The sequence below is a fragment of the Holophagales bacterium genome, assembly GCA_016719485.1.
GTDB lineage: Bacteria > Acidobacteriota > Thermoanaerobaculia > UBA5066 > UBA5066 > UBA5066.
Map to the genome: position 1 here is coordinate 1 of JADJZB010000024.1, position 15,035 is coordinate 15,035.

Genomic DNA, 15,035 nt, shown 5'->3' on the forward strand with positions numbered 1-15,035 from the left:
GCGTCCGTCGCGCAGACGCCGCCTCCGTCACGCGCGGGTCGGCGAGCACCTTCTTCACCGCCTCGAACTGGTCCTTCACCGGTCCTGGACGACGAGGGCCTGACCTGCGGGAGGATCGGCAGCCGGTCGCGCCTCCAGCTCTGCCACGCCAGGGATGCATCTGCCCCGGCTCCCGGCGAGCGCGACGAGATGCCCGATCGCCCAGGTCACGTGCTCCGCTCCACGAGGCACCCCGCCCCCCGCTTCGTCGCGCCGAGCACGGCCGCCACGTCCCGGGCGACGGACGGCTTCTCGGCGACGACGGCGACGAACGCGGGTCTCCGCATACCCGGCGGAGTATGGGTCAGGCGCCGCAGTGCCGGCGGGAGCTGCCCGCGGGAGCTTTCGCGGCCTGGACGGACTCGGGGGCCGCCTCCGGACCGCGCGTCACGGCGTCACGGCTTCACCTCGTCTCCCTGCGAAATGGCGATGCCGGACGCCCACGTCCGGGGATATTCTCGGCAGGCGGAGGGAAGTGTCATGGCCCGACTCGTCATCCTCGGGGCCGGGATCGCGGGGCAGACGGCGGCCCTGCACGCCCGGCGCAAGCTCGGCCGCGACCACGAGGTCGTCGTCGTCTCTCCCAACAGCAAGTGGAACTGGATCCCCTCGAACATCTGGGTCGGCGTGGGGGTGATGACGCCCGAGCAGGTCACCTTTCCGCTGCGTCCCGTGTACGAGAAGACCGGGATCGCCTTCGTGCAGGGCAGGGCCGTCAGCGTTCACCCCGAAGGGGACGGCGACGCCGGCAGGCCCTACGTGAGGGTCGAGCTCACCGAGGCCGGGAAAGCGGGCCAGGAGGAGCGGGTCCCCTACGACTGGCTCGTCAACGCCACCGGCCCCAAGCTCAACTTCGCCGCCACGCCGGGCCTGGCCCCAGAGGAACAGCGTCTCCGTCTGCACCTTCGACCACGCCGCGCACGCCGTCGAAGGCGTTCGACGAATCGGTCGCCCGGATGAAGGCGGGGAGAAGCGCAGACGCTCCTCGTCGGCACCCGGCCACGGCAACTGCACCTGCCAGGGGCGGCGTTCGAGTACATCTTCAACGTCGAGTTCGAGCTCCGCCGGCGCGGCGTCCGCGACAAGGCCCGGGTCGTCTGGATCTCGAACGAGCACGAGCTGGGCGACTTCGGGATGGGCGGCATGTTCATCCGGCGGGGCGGCTACGTCACCCACAGCCGCGTCTTCACCGAGTCGCTCTACACCGAGCGCGGCATCGAGTGGATCACCCGCGCCGGCGTGAAGGAGGTCGCTCCGGGCGAGGCCTCGTACGAGACCCTCGACGGCGACGAACGCTCGCTGAAGTTCGACTTCGCGATGCTCCTTCCGCCGTTCTCCGGCGTCGGGCTCAAAGCGTTCGACAGCTCGGGCGCCGACATCACTCCGACCGTCTTCGCCCCGAGCGGCTTCATGCTCGTCGACGGCGACTACGCGAAGAAGCCCTACGAGGAGTGGTCCCCCGACGACTGGCCCCGGACCTACCAGTCTCCGAAGTACCCGAACGTCTTCGCCGTCGGCATCGCCTTCGCGCCGCCGCACGCCATCTCCAAGCCGATGACGAGCCCGAAGGGGACGCCCATCTTCCCCACGCCCCCCCGCACGGGAATGCCCACCGGGGTCATGGCCCGAGAGGTCGCCTTCAACATCGTCGACATGATCAAGGGAACCGCCACGACCCCGACGCGCCAGGCGTCTCTCGCCCACATGGGCGCGGCCTGCATCGCCTCGGCCGGCGCGGGTGTCTTCCGCGGGACCGCCGTCTCTATGACGCTCTTCCCCATCGTCCCCGATTTCAGGAAGTACCCCGACACCGGGCGCGACCTCGGCTGGACCTTCGGCGAGATCGGCCTCGCCGGGCACTGGATCAAGCACCTCCTCCACTTCGGTTCTCTACAAGGCCAAGGCGAACCCCTCTGGGCGATGGTGCCGGAATGAGCGCGACGAAGCCCCCCGCCGATTCGAGGACCCCCTTCGAGCAGACCTACTACCCGCCCGTCCCGACCGCGTTCACGAAGAGGATGCGGACGAACCTCCTCTGGCAGCTCTTCCGGTTCGCCGTCATCAACGTGAAGATCCTGAGGATGGTCCGCAAGCACTGACGGCCCGGGCCAGGGCACTCCTACACCGGCACCGTCCAGGCATCCCCGACGCGATGTGGCGGCCGGCGATCTCCGCGGGCTCTGGCTGGGCGAAGTAGAAGCCTTGCGCGAGATCGCACTTCATCTCGCGCAACGCGCGCGCGCTGTCGCGTTCCTCGATGCCCTCCGCCACGACGCCGAGGTCGAGGCTGTGCGCGAGCTGCACGGTCGACTGCACGATCGCACGGCTCCGCGACCCGGTCGTCATGTCGGCGATGAAGGAGCGGTCGATCTTGAGGACGTCCACCGGCAGGCGCTTCAGGTAGGAGAGCGAGGAGTACCCGGTGCCGAAGTCGTCGATGGCGAGCCGCGCCCCCGACGCCGTGATGCGGGCGAGGGCCGTCATTGCCGTCTCCGGGTCGGCCATGATCGCCGTCTCGGTCAGCTCGAACTCCACGACAGCCGGGTCGACGCCCGCTTCCCGAACGATTCCCGCGATCGCGTCGGGGCAGCTCCGGTCGAGGAGGTTCCGCATGGAGAGGTTGATCGCCATCGTCAGGCGCGGCAGATGCCGGTTCCAGAACGTCAGCTGCTCGAGGGCGTTCTTCACCACCCAGCTGGTCAGAGGCAACATCACGTCCGTCGCCTCTGCGAACGGCACGAACCTCCCCGGCGCGAGGAGTCCCAGCCGCGGGTGCCGCCACCTGACGAGCGCCTCGAACCCCTCGATGAAGCCGTACTGCAGCGCCACCTTCGGCTGGAAGTGAAGGACGAGCTCCCCCTCGCGGATCGCTCGTCCCAGGTCCGACAGCATGGCGAGGCGCTCCGGCGTGTGCTCGTACAGCTCGCGTGCATAGCAGGCCACGCTTCCGGGGGCCCTTTTGGCCCTGTGGAGCGCCACGTCCGCGCTGCGGAGGAGCTCGTGGCTGTCGCACCCCTGCTCGGGGGAAAGAGCGACGCCGGCGCTCGCTCCGATCTCGAGCCCCATGCCGCCCACCCGGAGAGGCTGCGAGAGGGCCCTGATGATGCGGCGCGCCGCGGCGTCGACCTCGGCCAGGCTCCCGGCCCCCGGAACCACGATGCCGAACTCGTCGCCCCCCAGGCGGAAGACGTCGTTCCGCAGGCCGTCGGTGCCGTGGACGAGTCGCGAGACGACCTGGACGAGAAGCTCGTCTCCCACGGTATGGCCGAGGGTGTCGTTGATCTCGCGAAAGCGGTCGAGGTCGAGCAGGATGAGCCCGACCTGAGAGCTTCCTTCGCCCCTCTCCGCGAGGCGCGTGAACCTCCTGTGGAACCCGGCCCGGTTCGGGAGCCCGGTGAGCAGGTCGTGGAAGGCGAGGTGCTCGAGATCGGCGACGAGCCGGGCGTTCGCCAGCGCGAGGGAGACGGCACGGGCGATCCCGTGGAACGTGTCGACCTCGAGCGGGCGGAGCTCGCGGTGGGCCGGGAAGATGAGGTTCACGGTGCCGAGAGGCGAGCCCCCGTGGGAGAGCGGGATACAGAGGCCGGTCGAGAGACCCCGTTCCGCGAGCGCCGTCACGACCGGATGGGCATGGCCCTCGTCGATGGTCCCCTGCCGCACCGTCACGATCCGTCGTTCCCGCACCGCGAGCCCGCTCGCGCTCCCCAGCAGCGGCAGCACGGCTCCCAGCTGCATCTCCCGCTCGTTGAACCCGTGCCCCTTCACCATCCGCAGGGGCCCCTCTTCACCTTCGAGGAGGTAGAAGGCCACGAGCGGCGCCTGGCTGTGGCGGGCCAGCAGGTCCACGGTCTCCGCCGCGATCGCCTCCACGTCGAGCCGCCTCTGGAGCCGCCAGGTGAGCTCGTTCACGAGCTGCAGCGCCTCGTTGCGCGCCTCGAGATCGGCCTTCGCCGCGATCAGGTCGCCGAGGATCCCTCCGATCGGCGTCGCGTCACGCTCCCCGCCCTTCTCGCCCTCATCGGTGGTGGGCCTGTACATCGAGCCCTCCCCCCGCGAGCCGACGGTTTCCGGCTCCAAGGCGCCGCGTCCGTCCGGCCAGCTCTCCCGCTTCTCGCTGGAATCATATCGCCGCGACCGGCCGGCCCCTTTCTTCTGCCCCGGCCGGCGCCTCGCCTCAGCCTTCGCGGCGCAACACCACGAGCGTCTTGTCGTCGGCCGGATGCGAGCCCGCCTCGAACGCGGTGACTCCGGCGAGGATCCCGGCCGCCAGCTCGGGGGCCGGCAGCGCCGCGAGCGACGTCGCGAGCGACGAGAGGCGCTCGCCCCCGAATTCCTCGTCGTCCGGCGCGGTGGCCTCGGTCAGGCCGTCCGTGTAGAAGACGATCGAAGCACCCGGCGCCAGGACAACCTTCGCCTCCCTCCACACCCCGTTCGGGAGGAGACCGACCGGAACACCCGTGCTCCCGAGGGTGTCACCTGGCCGTCGCACAACATCAGCGGCGGGTTGTGCCCCGCGTTGACGTAGCGCAGGCGCCCCGTCGCCGGGCTGTAGCAGCCGAAGAAGAACGTGACGTACTTCCGTCCCCCCGCCAGCTCGCGGATCAGCGTGTCGAGGCGCGCCGTCAGCCGGACGGGGCTCTCGTCGAGCGGCGCGGCGACGCGAAGGGCCGCCTGCAGGCTGGACATGACGAGGGCCGCCGCCACGCCCTTCCCCGAGACGTCGGCGATGGCGAGGCCGAGGTCGCCGGACGGAAGCTCGAGGAAGTCGTACGCGTCGCCGCTCACCTCGAAGCAGGGCACGCTCGTCGCGGCGATCTCGGTCCCGGGAATCCCCCGCGGCGGCTCCGGCAGGAGGCGCTTCTGGATCTCCTTCCCGAGCGCGAGCTCCCGCTGCATCCGGTCCTTCTCGAGGAGGCTCAGGTGCAGCGTAGCGTTCTCCATCCCGATGGCGACGTGCCCGGAGACGAGCTCGAGGAACTCGAGGTCCGATGCGCCGAACCCGCCCTCGCGCTTGTTCAGGAGCTGGAGGACGCCGACGATGCGCCCGCCGCGGTTCCGGATCGGAACGCAGAGGATCGACCGCGTCCGGAAGCCCGACCGGCGGTCCACCGACGCGTCGAACCGCGGGTCCGCCCACGCGTCGGCCACGACGATCGTCTCTCCGGTCGCCGCGACGGTCCCGGCGATCCCCTTCCCCATCGGGAGTCGGATCTCGGAGACGTCGCCCTCCATCGGGATCCGGGCCCAGATCTCCTGCGTCGCCTCGTCGACGAAGAAGAGCGTCCCCGCTCGACGCCGAGCTTCTCCCTGGCCAGCGTCACGATCGTGGAGAAGAGGACCGTCGGCTCGATCGAGGAGTTGATCAGCTTCGACGCCTCGACGAGGACGCGGAGCCGCTCGAGCTCGAGGCGATCGGCGGCCGCGGAGGCCCTCGTCACGGCTTGGGGATCCGGATCCTGCTGACCATCAGCGAGCCCGAGATTGCGAAAACGAGGACCAGGGGATGAAGGTCGAAGCCGCCCGGCTGGACGACGCCGAACCAGAGGTCCTGCCCCACGGCGCCGGACCTCGCGGCGAACGCCAGGAGCAGGACGAGGAGGATGGAGGTGGGGATCGGCGTCCCTTCGAAGTACTTCACCTTGCCCGTTCCCTCGGACAGGGCCTCGGCGGTGACGTTGTACCGGGCGAGGCGCGAGACGCCGCAGGCGACGAAGCAGACCAGGACGATGCGGTCGTAGAGCCCCTGCATGCCACAGCCGTACGCGATGATCGCGGGGGCCACGCCGAAGGAGATGACGTCGGCGAGCGAGTCGAGCTCCTGGCCCATGGGCGACGACGTCTGCCGCCACCGGGCGATGCGGCCGTCGAGGACGTCGAATACCAGTGCGGCGAAGACGAGCGCGCTGGCCCAATAGACGTGCCGGACGTCGGCCGTTTCCAGGTAGGTCATGACGGAGAAGATCGCGCCGACGCCGCAGACGGCATTCGCGAGCGTGAACCAGTCCGCCAGGTGGAACTCCCGGATCATCGAGAAGTGCTTGCGCGGTGTCGCGGTCGTCATCGAAGGCATCCCCCGTCCCCGCCGGCCTGCGGTCGCAGGCCCGGCGAGGATAAGGGATTCGGAACGCATCCCCGGCCGGGCTGTTCGGCCCGGTTGTTCGTCGCGCCTCAGCCCGGCAGGTGGAGGTCGATGATCTCGGGCGGGACGAGAGCGCCGATGAGAGGCGCGAAGAGGCCGATGAGAAAGAGGACCAGCCCAGCCCCGGCGGCGGCGGCGAGGCCGAGCAGCGTCGGGATTCGCGAGAGGCGGGCCCGTTCGTAGTTGTTCACGCGGGCGACGAGGTTGTCTGCGACGACGGGCACGTCGGCCGTCTTCTGCTTGAGGACGAGCCGGCCCTCCCCCGCCGCCTTCAGGATCGGCTCGTTGGCGACGAAGACCTCGACACGGTCGGACACGGTGGCAAGGGTCGGTGACACGGCCGCAGCGGTCCAGTAGGCGTCGGCCGGCTGTTCCCAGAGATGCAGGACGCCGTAGCAGGCGCCTCCGCAGAGGAGCAGCCCGACGAGGATGGCGAACGAGCGGAAATGGTTACGCTTCACGATGCACCTCCCGAGGTGTCCGGCTCGGCCGGTGGGAGGGCCTGTTCGCCCGGGAGCCGAGGGGAGCCGGCGAGACCATCGGCGACCGCGGCGGACAAGGCTGCCGGAGAGGATGTCGGCGGCTCCGGCGGCACTTGGGATTGTAAGCCTTTCCGGGCTCCTCAGAACCGTATCGAGACTCCTCCGATGGCGTACGCGAACCAGGCGAAGCTGTACACCTCGTCGTTGTCGGCGCCTCCCTCGAGCGTGCGCGCGCCGACGAAGAGGTCGACCTTCGGAGAGACTTTCGCCTCCCGGCGGAGGGCGACGTCTTCGGCGCGGCCCTGGCTGGCCGCGGCGGCGTCGACGTCGAGGTCGAGCGCGAGGGCGTCGGTCATCTGCCAGCGGACGCCGCCGTAGAGGAGCGGCACGAAGCCGGTATTCGTCTTCGCGTTCCGAAGGCCCGATCCGTCCAGCTCGATCTTCGCGTCGCGGATCTTGGCGGTGAGTCCCGCGCGAAAGGAGACGGGGCCGGAATGCTTGAAGCGGTAGACGTACGAGAGGCGATAGGAGTCGAAGACGTAGGTGACGTCGAGCGGCTGGCCACCGGGGAAGGTGGTTCCGTTGAAATCGACGGGGGTGTCGGGCGTGAGGGAGGCCGTCGTGCGAAGGGGCGCTGCCAGGAGCCGGATGGAGCTGCGCCGGGAGATGTCGGCCCAGAGCGTGCCGCGGAAAGCGGCGAAGGGGCCGTCGGTCGCGTCGTCGAGGGAGAGGCGTGTGCCGGTGTCTCCCGGGACGGCGAAGTCGTTGCGCAGCTGCCAGGCGGCTCCCCCTTCGAGCTCGAGGCGGAAGCGGTCCTCGGCCGCGGCGGGGGCGGCGGCGATTGAGCCGGCGACGAGGAGCACGGAGACGGCGAGGACGGCGTTTCGGTTCACGCCCCCTTTTCCGCCGGGCGAACGGTTTCGGATTCCGGGTCGGGGCCGGCGCCGCTTGCGCCTTCCGGGGCGTTACGGCAGCGGCACGTCCTTCAGGACGAAGCGGTAGCGGCGCAGGTACCGCGGGTCGCTCGCGGCGGCCGCCGGATCGCCGCCCGGAACGAAGAGCTCGATCTCGCCCGAGACCTCGCGGAGGGAGGTCGCCGAGCGCGCGGCGAGCTTCAGCGGGACCGGGAGGACGACGGGCGCTTCGGGGTCCTCGGCCTTCAACGGCCGTGCCGCCACCGAGGCGGCGTTCTCGAGGACGAGGTTCGCGCCGAGGTCGTCGACGGCGGTGAGGACGACGACGCGGGCCCGCTCCACCTCGCTCCGTTTTGCGCCGACGAGCTCGATGTCGATCTCGCAGAGCGCGGTGCCGGCGCTGCCCCGCACGCGGTCCTCGCGGATCCGGACGAACTCCATCTTCAGCGGGGGCACGGGAAGCGGCGTGGGCAAAGGCGTGGATACGACGGTCGGCGAGGGTCGGGGCGACACGAGCGCGCGGGCTTTCTCCGGGAGGCCGCAGCCGGCCGTGGACGCTGCGACGGCGGCGAGGAGGAGGGCGAGCACGACGCGGACCGGACAGGACGTCATGGCGGCGGAACCTCGGCAAGCCCGCATCACGGGAGGGGAACGCCCTTCAGCGCGAACGGCACGGAGACGACGGACTTCTTCGTCGGAGTGGGGCGCCTGGGATCGCGCTTCGGCATCCAGAGATCGACCGTGCCCGTGACGGTCACGGCCGTGGCGCCGCGGGCCGGGTTCGCGAGGTGAATCCAGAGGCCCTCTCCCGCCGGGTTCTCTTCCCAGGAAGCGGTCGCGAGCTCCTCCGGAAGGAGGTCGCGCCCCGTGTCGTCCGCTGCCGCGGTCACGCGGATGCGGTAGGCCTTCGCGTCCGCGAGCCCTTCTCCGTCGAGCCTCGGCATGAGCGTGAGCCGTCCGCTCGTGTCGTTGGCGGCGGTGCGCGTGCGCGCGTCGGAGACGGAGTCGACGACGATGCGGAACGTCTCCTCTGCGGCGAGGGGCGGGCCCGGGGCGGCGAGAGCGACGAGGACGAGGAGGGAGAAGAGGGCGCGCGCCGCAACGGCGGGGCCCGCAAGGACTGAGCGCCGGGAACGATTCATCGGCACCTCGGTGGGCATCGGCGAAAGTCTACGATGCCCTCGTCACTCCCGCGAACCGCCGCTCCTTCCGGCCCGAGCGGGCGCACACTCCGGCCACAGTCCGATGCCGTTCGCCGATCGCGGAACCCACCACCTCTCGTACGAGACGCTCGGGCGCGCCAACGCGCCGCCGCTGCTCCTCGTCATGGGGATGAGCTTCTCGGCGCGGGCATGGGGGCCGCTGCCGGAGCGGCTGGCGCAGGAGTTCCGCGTCGTCGTCTTCGACAACCGCGGGGCGGCGGGTCGACGGCGCCGCTGCGGCCGTTCGGGATGGGCGACCTCGCCGACGACGCCGCGGCGGTGATGGAAGCCGCCGGAGCCCGGCCCGCCTCCGTCTTCGGGATCTCGATGGGCGGGATGATCGCGCTCGAGCTGGCGCTCCGGCACCCGGGCCACGTGAGTGCGCTCGCGCTCGGCGCGACGTTCGCGGGATACAGGGAGAGCCGGAAGGCGCCGCTTTCCGTGATGGCAGAGCTGATTGCCGGAGGAGCGCTGTCGCGGATGGGCTCGCACCGGCTCATCGCCGGCGCCCTCGTCTCGAAGGAGCTGGCCGGAAGCGACCTGGCGCGATTCGGGGCATGGGTCGAGGCCACAGGCCGTGTGAGCCCGCGCGTCCTCGCGCAGCAGCTGGCCGCGGTGACGGTCTGGGACGCGACGACCCGGCTCGGGGAGATCCGCGTCCCGACGCTCGCCCTCACGGGAGACGCCGACCAGCTCGTGCCGGTGGAGAACTCGCGCCGGATCGTCGAAGCGATCCCCGGCGCGCGGCTCGTCCTCCTCCCCGGGGCCGGGCACTGCTTTCCCCTCGAGCGGTTCGAGGAGACGGCGCGCGAGGTGACAGGGTTCTTCCGCGGGGCCGCCTCCCGCACTCCCTGATTGCGGCGCTCCGCGCTCCCGAGCAAACTTGCCCGATGGACGAGATCGAGATCGGCGAGGCGACGGCGGACGAACGGGAGTGGTGCGCGCGGCTGATGGCCGCGAGCGAGCCGTGGATCACGCTGAGGCGCGGGCTCGACGTCCTCCTTCCCGCGGCTCTCGACCCCGGCTACCTCGTCCTCGTGGCGCGGCGGGGCGGAGCGCCGTGCGGGTTCATCCGGATTCACCCGCGCGGCGTGGCCGGGTCGCCGTACGTCGCGAGCGTGGCCGTGGCGGAAGAGGAACGCGGGCGCGGCGTGGGCAAGGCGCTCCTCGATGCGACCGAAGCCCGCTACCCGAAGGCGCGCTACGTCTTCCTTTGCGTGTCGTCGTTCAACACCCGTGCCCGCGCGCTGTACGAAAAGCATGGGTACCGCCTGGTGGGCGAGCTGCCCGACTACGTCGTCGACGGGTACTCCGGAGCTGCTGATGGGCAAGAGGCTCGCGTGAAGAAGGGTAGGGCAAACGGGGTCAGTTCCGTCTTCCGTGTTTCAACACGGAGAACGGATCATACCCCGCATGCCGTGAAACCGTCAGGCCGGCTACGGCTTGATCTCCTTCACCGCCCCGTAGAGCTCGAGCTGGGAGCGGACCTCCTTGGCGTCGCCGACGACGACAACGGTCTGGGTGCTCGAGAGGAAGTGCTTCCTGCCCGCGGCCTGCACGCCCTCGGCCGTGACGGCGTTCACCTTCGGCACGAAGTCGGCGAGGGCCTCGGGCGGGAGGCCGTTGACCCAGTTGCGGGCGAGGGTTCCCGCGACCGCGCCCTGGAGCTGGTTGCGGATGAGGTAGAGCCCGCCCTGGTAGCGCTTCGCCCCCGCGAGCTCGTCGGCCGTCGGCTTCGTGGCGGCCATCCGGTCGAGCTCGTAGAAGACCTCGAGGAGCGTCGCCGCGGTGACGTCGTTGCGGACGTCGGCCTGCATCTCGAGAAGGCTCCCGGCGCGGCGCGTAGAGAAGTCGCCCGAGGGGGAATAGGTGTAGCCCTTCTCCTCGCGGATGTTCTTGACGAGGCGGCTGCCGAAGGCGTCGGCGTAGACGGTGTTCGCGACGAGGACGTCGTACCAGTCGGCATCCGAGACGGCCGGGCCGGGCCGGCCGGAGACGACGGTCGACTGGACCGATCCGGGACGGTCGACGAGAAGGAACTCGCGGCCTCGGGCGGGAGGCGACGCAGGCACTGGCGGCAGCGGGGCGCCGGCGCTCTTCCACGCCCCGAAGGCGCGGACGATGGAGGCCTTCACGACGGATTCGTCGAGGTCTCCCGCGACGACGAGGAGCGCCTGGTCGGGGCGGAAGCGGCGCGCGTGCTCGGCACCCAGGAGCGCGGGCGTCGTCTTCGCGATGGTCTCGCGGGTCGCCGTCACGACGTGGTACGGGTGGCTGCCGTAGACGGCCTTCGCGAAGGCCTTCGACGCGAGGAAATCGGGAGTCGCTTCGGCGGCTTCCAGCTCCTGCAGGGCGTTCTCCTTCGCAAGCTCGACCTCGGCCGGTGGGAAGGCGGGGGCGAGCGCGACCGCGGCGAGGAGGTCGAGGAGACGGGGGGTGCCGGTCGCGAGGGCGCTGGCGCGCAGGGTGATGGCGTCGGCGCCCGCCGAGACGCCGAGGTCGCCTCCGAGGCCCTGCAGCTCCTCGGCGATCTGGCGCGAGGTCTTCTTCGCCGTCCCTTCCTTGAGCGTGACGGCGAGGAGGTCCGAGATGCCCTCCATCCCGGCGGGGTCGACGGCCGAGCCGCCGCGGACGGCGAGGACGGCCGAGACCTTCGGGAAGCCGGGGCGCTTCACGAGCCAGACCGTCAGGCCGTTCGGAAGGGTCGACTTCGAGATGGCGGGAACGGGGAGCGGCCGGTCGGCGCCGTAGCCGGGAAAGTCCTTCGGGAGCGGCGGCGGCTCGGCGCCGAAGGCGGCGGGGGCGAGGAGGGCGGCGGCGAGGACGAGGACGACGTTCTGCTTCTTCACGGCGTTCTCCTCACTTCCCCGCCGGCGCGGCCTCGGACGGTTTCGCCGGCGCGGGCCGCCGGTCGACGACGGTGCGGTTGGCGGCCGTGAGGTACGTGGAGGCGACGCGGGCGAGGTCGGCGCTCGTGACCGCGGCGATCCGTCCGGGGAGGTCGTTCACGGTGGCCGCGTTGCCGTCGAAGAGCTGCGCGAGGCAGAGGACGACGGAGCGGTCGAGCGGCAGCTCGAGCTGGCCGTAGAGGTCGGAGACCATCTTCGTCTTCGTCCGTTCGAGCTCGGCGGCGCCGACCGAGCCCTTCGCGATGGCGGCGATCTCGGCGTCGATGGCGGCGACGACCTCCTTCGCGGTGGTGTCGGGCTTGTAGAGGCCGAAGAGGGAGAGGAGCGTGGGCCCCTCGTACGTGAAGGCGTCGTCGAGAGGCCAGTTGTGGCCTCCCTCGATGCCGAGCAGGAGCTCCCTGCCCTTGACGAGCCCCTGGTAGAGGCGCGAGGCCTCGCCCCCGGCGAGGAGGTTCCCCAGGACGGCCGCAGGGATGTCGTCCTTCGTGCCGCGGGCGGGCATCTTCCAGCCGACCGCGACGGCCGGGACGTTCGCGAGGGCGTCGGTCTGCGAGAGGGTCCGTTCCTTCGTGTTCGCCTTCTCGCTCACGTCGGGCTTCGGGGGCGCCGGGCGGGCCGGGAGAGCGCCGAAGTACTTCTCGACCTTCGCGAAGGCCTCGTCGGGCGTGATGTCGCCGACGATCGCCAGGACGGCGTTGTTCGGGCCGTAGTAGCTCTCGAAGAAGCCCTTCACGTCGGCGACCCTGGCGGCGTCGAGGTCGGCGAAGGATCCGTAGCCGTCGTGGGCGTTCTCCCACCGGTCGAAGGCGGTGCCGGCGACGTCGGTCCAGAAGAAGAGGCCGTAGGGCCTGTTCTGGACGTTGACGCGGATCTCCTCCTTGACGACCTCCTTCTGGTTCGCGAGGTTCTTCTCGGAGAAGTCGAGCGTCTTCATCCGGTCGGCCTCGAGCCAGAGGACCGCCTCGAGCGCCGAGACCGGGGCGCTGACGATGTAGTTCGTGTAGTCGTAGCGGGTCGACCCGTTGTTGATCCCGCCGCCCCCCTCGATGACCCTGTCGTACGTCCCCTTCGGGGCGTTCGGCGTCCCCTGGAACATCATGTGCTCGAAGAGGTGGGCGAAGCCGGTTCGCCCCTTCGGCTCGAGGCGGAACCCGATCCGGTAGGCGATGCAGAGGCCGAAGGTCGGGGTGGAGTGGTCTTCCGAGACGACGACGGTGAGGCCGTTCGGGAGGGTCCTCACGGCCGTCGGAATGCGCCACCCGCGCCTTTCGGCGGGGGCCGGAGCGGCGGAAGGGCGGCGGGAGCGGAGAGGGCGAGGGCCAGGGAGACGCCTGCGGCGGCCCGGGAGAGGCTGCGGGAACGGGGGCTCATCGTTCCTCCTTGCATGAGGTGGGCACGTTAGACGACTACGGGCCGGAGCGCGCGAGGTTTCCGGGAAGCGGGAATCCCCTGCGTGGTAGGTTTGAGCCACTCGGAGGACGCTCGATGAATGCCCGATTCGACCTCGCGGTCGTCGCGGCGGGGATGGTCGCGTACGGCGTGGCCGTCGTGACGGCGGCCCTGCTCGTCTTCGTCGTCTACCGCGCGAACGCCTTCATCACCCGGGAGGTGGACGAGGAGGGGCTGCTCCGGGGCGGGCACCGCTCCATCGCCATCTCCCTCGGCGCGATTCTCCTGAGCCAGGCCGTGCTCCTGCGCCACGCGGTGAACCCGGTGATGGTGATGGTGCGCGAGCTTTTCCTCGAGCCGCCGACGGTCCGCGAGGCGATGGTCACCGCACTGCGCTGCGGGGGGGTCGTGGCGCTGCTGACGCTCGTGGCGTTCGGGTCGACGGCGCTCGCGGCGTTCCTCTTCACGCGCATGACCCGCGGGCTCGACGAGCACGGCGAGATCCGCCGCGACAACGTGGCGGTCGCGATCTTCCACGCCTTCGTCCTCCTCGCGATCACCGCCGTCCTGAACGAAGGGATGGAAGACCTCGCGCGGTCCCTCGTCCCCTTCGGCTCGCGCGGCGTCCTGACGCTGCCTTGAGCCGGAGCCCCTCGCGTCCGGGCCGCGGCTGCGGCTGTTTCGCCGGCCTCGCGGTCCTCGTGATGGCCTGGCTGGTGGCGGGCGGGCTCTCCCTTCTCGAAAGACCCCGCGAGATGGCCGAAACCGACGCGCCCGGCCCGGCGCCCGACCCCGAAACGCTGCCCGAGAGCTGGAAGTCGAACCCGGGGGCGCTGCGCGAGTTCTCCCGCGCAGAGACGGATCGGCGTTACCGCCTGACGTTCGGGTTCATCGACTACCACGGCCGCACGCACCGCGTCTCCTGCCTCGTGGACCGCGAGGCCCACGCGGCCGAGCGGGCCGGGTTCGGGTACGAGCCCGAGGCCGTGTACGCGGAGCTGAACGCCGAGCTCGCCCGGCTCGTGGACGCGGAGGTCGCCGCCCGCCGCCTCGGCTCCTGGTTCCGGATCGAGTTCTACGGCGCCGGCGGCCACCGCTGGTCGTGGAACCTTCCCGCGGGGCTGGAGGAGACCGAAAGGGCGCGTGCGCTTGCGGGCATCGAGGAACTGAAGGCGTGGCTCGACCGCGAGCTCCCGGCCACGACGACCGGATCCACGCGGCGATCTACAAGCGACGCGGACTGCTCCTGAAGGAGAGAACCCTGTCGATCGACTACGAGCGGCTGATCCGCGACGGAACCGCGCCGCTCTCCGACTGCTACCGCGCGCTCGCCGCTTCGGGCCGCGGCTCGAACGTGAGGCAGTTCATGGGCCTCCTTCTCGCCTTCTACCAGGAGCTCGGCTACGAGATACCCCCGGACGAGGAGGAGGGCCGGCAGACCCTGGGGCTGAGGGTCCCGACGGACGTCCTCGTATCGGGCCGCGGCGACTGCGACTCCAAGGCCGTCGCGTTCGCCTCGATGTGGCGGCGCCTCCCCTCGCACCTCGTCTTCATCGTCGTCCCGGGCCACGCCCTCGTCGGCGTGGAGGCCACGGCGCTGCCGGGCGAGCAGACGGTGCGCGTGGGGAACCGGACGTTCGTCCTCTGCGAGGTCGCCGGGCCCGGCAAGCTCGCCCCGGGGCGAGATCGACGTGAAAGGGCAGCTTCGAGTACGTCCTCATCGAGCCCGCCTGACCCTCCCCCTCCGTCCACCCTCTCTGCTACCATCCCGCCGCGCGCGGCGCGGCCGCGCGGTTCTTTGAGCAACTGGCAGCCCTGCGCTTCGGGCTGCCGGCATGAAGAGTGGCGGAGAGAGCACCGGCTCGACGACCCGCCCGCCAGACCGTAGTCCCTGCGGTGGCAAGGCCGGCCCGATCTCCCGATCGGGACCCATGCGCGATCGAGGCGTGGACGACTTCAGG

Annotated in this window: 15 protein-coding genes and 3 pseudogenes; 8 read left to right on the top strand and 10 right to left on the bottom strand. The window is 70.8% G+C overall.

Annotation, left to right across the window (positions count from 1 at the left end; all coding sequences use genetic code 11):
- The first annotated feature begins 519 nt into the window (after positions 1 to 519).
- A pseudogene (locus tag IPN03_17060) lies at positions 520 to 1,974 on the top strand (FAD-dependent oxidoreductase).
- Complete coding sequence (locus tag IPN03_17065) at positions 1,971 to 2,138, top strand: hypothetical protein (protein ID MBK9375382.1); 168 nt, start codon at positions 1,971 to 1,973, stop codon at positions 2,136 to 2,138. Before IPN03_17060 ends, IPN03_17065 begins: the two are co-directional and overlap by 4 nt.
- Here IPN03_17065 and IPN03_17070 read toward each other — a convergent pair.
- The 8 genes and pseudogenes from IPN03_17070 to IPN03_17105 form a co-directional block, all read right to left on the bottom strand.
- Positions 2,101 to 4,077 (bottom strand): EAL domain-containing protein, encoded by a 1,977-nt coding sequence (locus IPN03_17070; GenBank protein MBK9375383.1) that lies wholly within the window; start codon positions 4,075 to 4,077, stop codon positions 2,101 to 2,103. The two genes, IPN03_17065 and IPN03_17070, sit on opposite strands and share 38 nt — an antisense overlap.
- Positions 4,078 to 4,213: 136 nt before the next feature.
- Positions 4,214 to 4,528 (bottom strand): serine/threonine-protein phosphatase, encoded by a 315-nt coding sequence (locus IPN03_17075; GenBank protein ID MBK9375384.1) that lies wholly within the window; start codon positions 4,526 to 4,528, stop codon positions 4,214 to 4,216.
- A 443-nt stretch (positions 4,529 to 4,971) separates the two neighbouring features.
- Positions 4,972 to 5,289: pseudogene (locus IPN03_17080) on the bottom strand (GAF domain-containing protein).
- Positions 5,290 to 5,473: 184 nt separating this feature from the next.
- Positions 5,474 to 6,100: a CDP-diacylglycerol--serine O-phosphatidyltransferase gene (pssA, locus tag IPN03_17085; GenBank protein ID MBK9375385.1), complete on the bottom strand. Its 627-nt coding sequence runs from the start codon at positions 6,098 to 6,100 to the stop codon at positions 5,474 to 5,476.
- A 107-nt stretch (positions 6,101 to 6,207) separates the two neighbouring features.
- A complete protein-coding gene (locus tag IPN03_17090) occupies positions 6,208 to 6,639 on the bottom strand; it encodes a hypothetical protein (protein MBK9375386.1) in 432 nt (143 codons plus the stop codon).
- A 161-nt stretch (positions 6,640 to 6,800) separates the two neighbouring features.
- On the bottom strand, positions 6,801 to 7,553 hold the full coding sequence (locus IPN03_17095; GenBank protein MBK9375387.1) for a hypothetical protein: 753 nt from the start codon (positions 7,551 to 7,553) through the stop codon (positions 6,801 to 6,803).
- Positions 7,554 to 7,625: 72 nt separating this feature from the next.
- On the bottom strand, positions 7,626 to 8,186 hold the full coding sequence (locus tag IPN03_17100) for a hypothetical protein (protein ID MBK9375388.1): 561 nt from the start codon (positions 8,184 to 8,186) through the stop codon (positions 7,626 to 7,628).
- Positions 8,187 to 8,212: 26 nt separating this feature from the next.
- Entirely contained in the window at positions 8,213 to 8,734 is a 522-nt protein-coding gene (locus tag IPN03_17105) for a hypothetical protein (protein ID MBK9375389.1), read from the bottom strand.
- Between the two features lie 85 nt (positions 8,735 to 8,819).
- Between IPN03_17105 and IPN03_17110 the strand changes: the two genes are divergently transcribed.
- The 3 genes and pseudogenes from IPN03_17110 (at position 8,820) to IPN03_17120 (ending at position 10,059) form a co-directional block, all read left to right on the top strand.
- Entirely contained in the window at positions 8,820 to 9,059 is a 240-nt protein-coding gene (locus IPN03_17110) for a hypothetical protein (GenBank protein MBK9375390.1), read from the top strand.
- A complete protein-coding gene (locus IPN03_17115; protein ID MBK9375391.1) occupies positions 9,026 to 9,631 on the top strand; it encodes an alpha/beta fold hydrolase in 606 nt (201 codons plus the stop codon). The genes IPN03_17110 and IPN03_17115 overlap by 34 nt, the downstream gene beginning before the upstream one ends.
- Before the next feature lie 35 nt (positions 9,632 to 9,666).
- Positions 9,667 to 10,059: pseudogene (locus IPN03_17120) on the top strand (GNAT family N-acetyltransferase).
- Between the two features lie 153 nt (positions 10,060 to 10,212).
- On the opposite strand, the gene IPN03_17125 reads toward IPN03_17120, so the two are convergent.
- Together IPN03_17125 and IPN03_17130 are read right to left on the bottom strand one after the other, a co-directional pair.
- Positions 10,213 to 11,625: an insulinase family protein gene (locus IPN03_17125; GenBank protein MBK9375392.1), complete on the bottom strand. Its 1,413-nt coding sequence runs from the start codon at positions 11,623 to 11,625 to the stop codon at positions 10,213 to 10,215.
- A gap of 10 nt (positions 11,626 to 11,635) precedes the next feature.
- Positions 11,636 to 12,937, bottom strand: a complete 1,302-nt coding sequence (locus IPN03_17130; protein ID MBK9375393.1) for an insulinase family protein — start codon at positions 12,935 to 12,937, stop codon at positions 11,636 to 11,638.
- A 233-nt stretch (positions 12,938 to 13,170) separates the two neighbouring features.
- Here IPN03_17130 and IPN03_17135 point away from each other — a divergent pair, with 233 nt between their 5' ends.
- The 3 genes from IPN03_17135 to IPN03_17145 are packed head-to-tail and all read left to right on the top strand — an operon-like array spanning position 13,171 to position 14,962.
- On the top strand, positions 13,171 to 13,716 hold the full coding sequence (locus IPN03_17135) for a DUF350 domain-containing protein (GenBank protein ID MBK9375394.1): 546 nt from the start codon (positions 13,171 to 13,173) through the stop codon (positions 13,714 to 13,716).
- Positions 13,713 to 14,324, top strand: coding sequence for a hypothetical protein (locus IPN03_17140; protein ID MBK9375395.1), 612 nt, complete (start codon positions 13,713 to 13,715; stop codon positions 14,322 to 14,324). Before IPN03_17135 ends, IPN03_17140 begins: the two co-directional genes overlap by 4 nt.
- Complete coding sequence (locus IPN03_17145; GenBank protein ID MBK9375396.1) at positions 14,249 to 14,962, top strand: hypothetical protein; 714 nt, start codon at positions 14,249 to 14,251, stop codon at positions 14,960 to 14,962. Before IPN03_17140 ends, IPN03_17145 begins: the two co-directional genes overlap by 76 nt.
- The last annotated feature ends 73 nt before the right edge of the window (positions 14,963 to 15,035 follow it).

Coding starts and splice junctions, on each gene's coding strand:
- pssA (MBK9375385.1), bottom strand. CDS start 6,100: ATGACGACCGCGACACCGCGCAAGCACTTCTCGATGATCCGGGAGTTC.
- IPN03_17065 (MBK9375382.1), top strand. CDS start 1,971: ATGAGCGCGACGAAGCCCCCCGCCGATTCGAGGACCCCCTTCGAGCAG.
- IPN03_17070 (MBK9375383.1), bottom strand. CDS start 4,077: ATGTACAGGCCCACCACCGATGAGGGCGAGAAGGGCGGGGAGCGTGAC.
- IPN03_17110 (MBK9375390.1), top strand. CDS start 8,820: ATGCCGTTCGCCGATCGCGGAACCCACCACCTCTCGTACGAGACGCTC.
- IPN03_17100 (MBK9375388.1), bottom strand. CDS start 8,186: ATGACGTCCTGTCCGGTCCGCGTCGTGCTCGCCCTCCTCCTCGCCGCC.
- IPN03_17115 (MBK9375391.1), top strand. CDS start 9,026: ATGGGCGACCTCGCCGACGACGCCGCGGCGGTGATGGAAGCCGCCGGA.
- IPN03_17135 (MBK9375394.1), top strand. CDS start 13,171: ATGAATGCCCGATTCGACCTCGCGGTCGTCGCGGCGGGGATGGTCGCG.
- IPN03_17105 (MBK9375389.1), bottom strand. CDS start 8,734: ATGCCCACCGAGGTGCCGATGAATCGTTCCCGGCGCTCAGTCCTTGCG.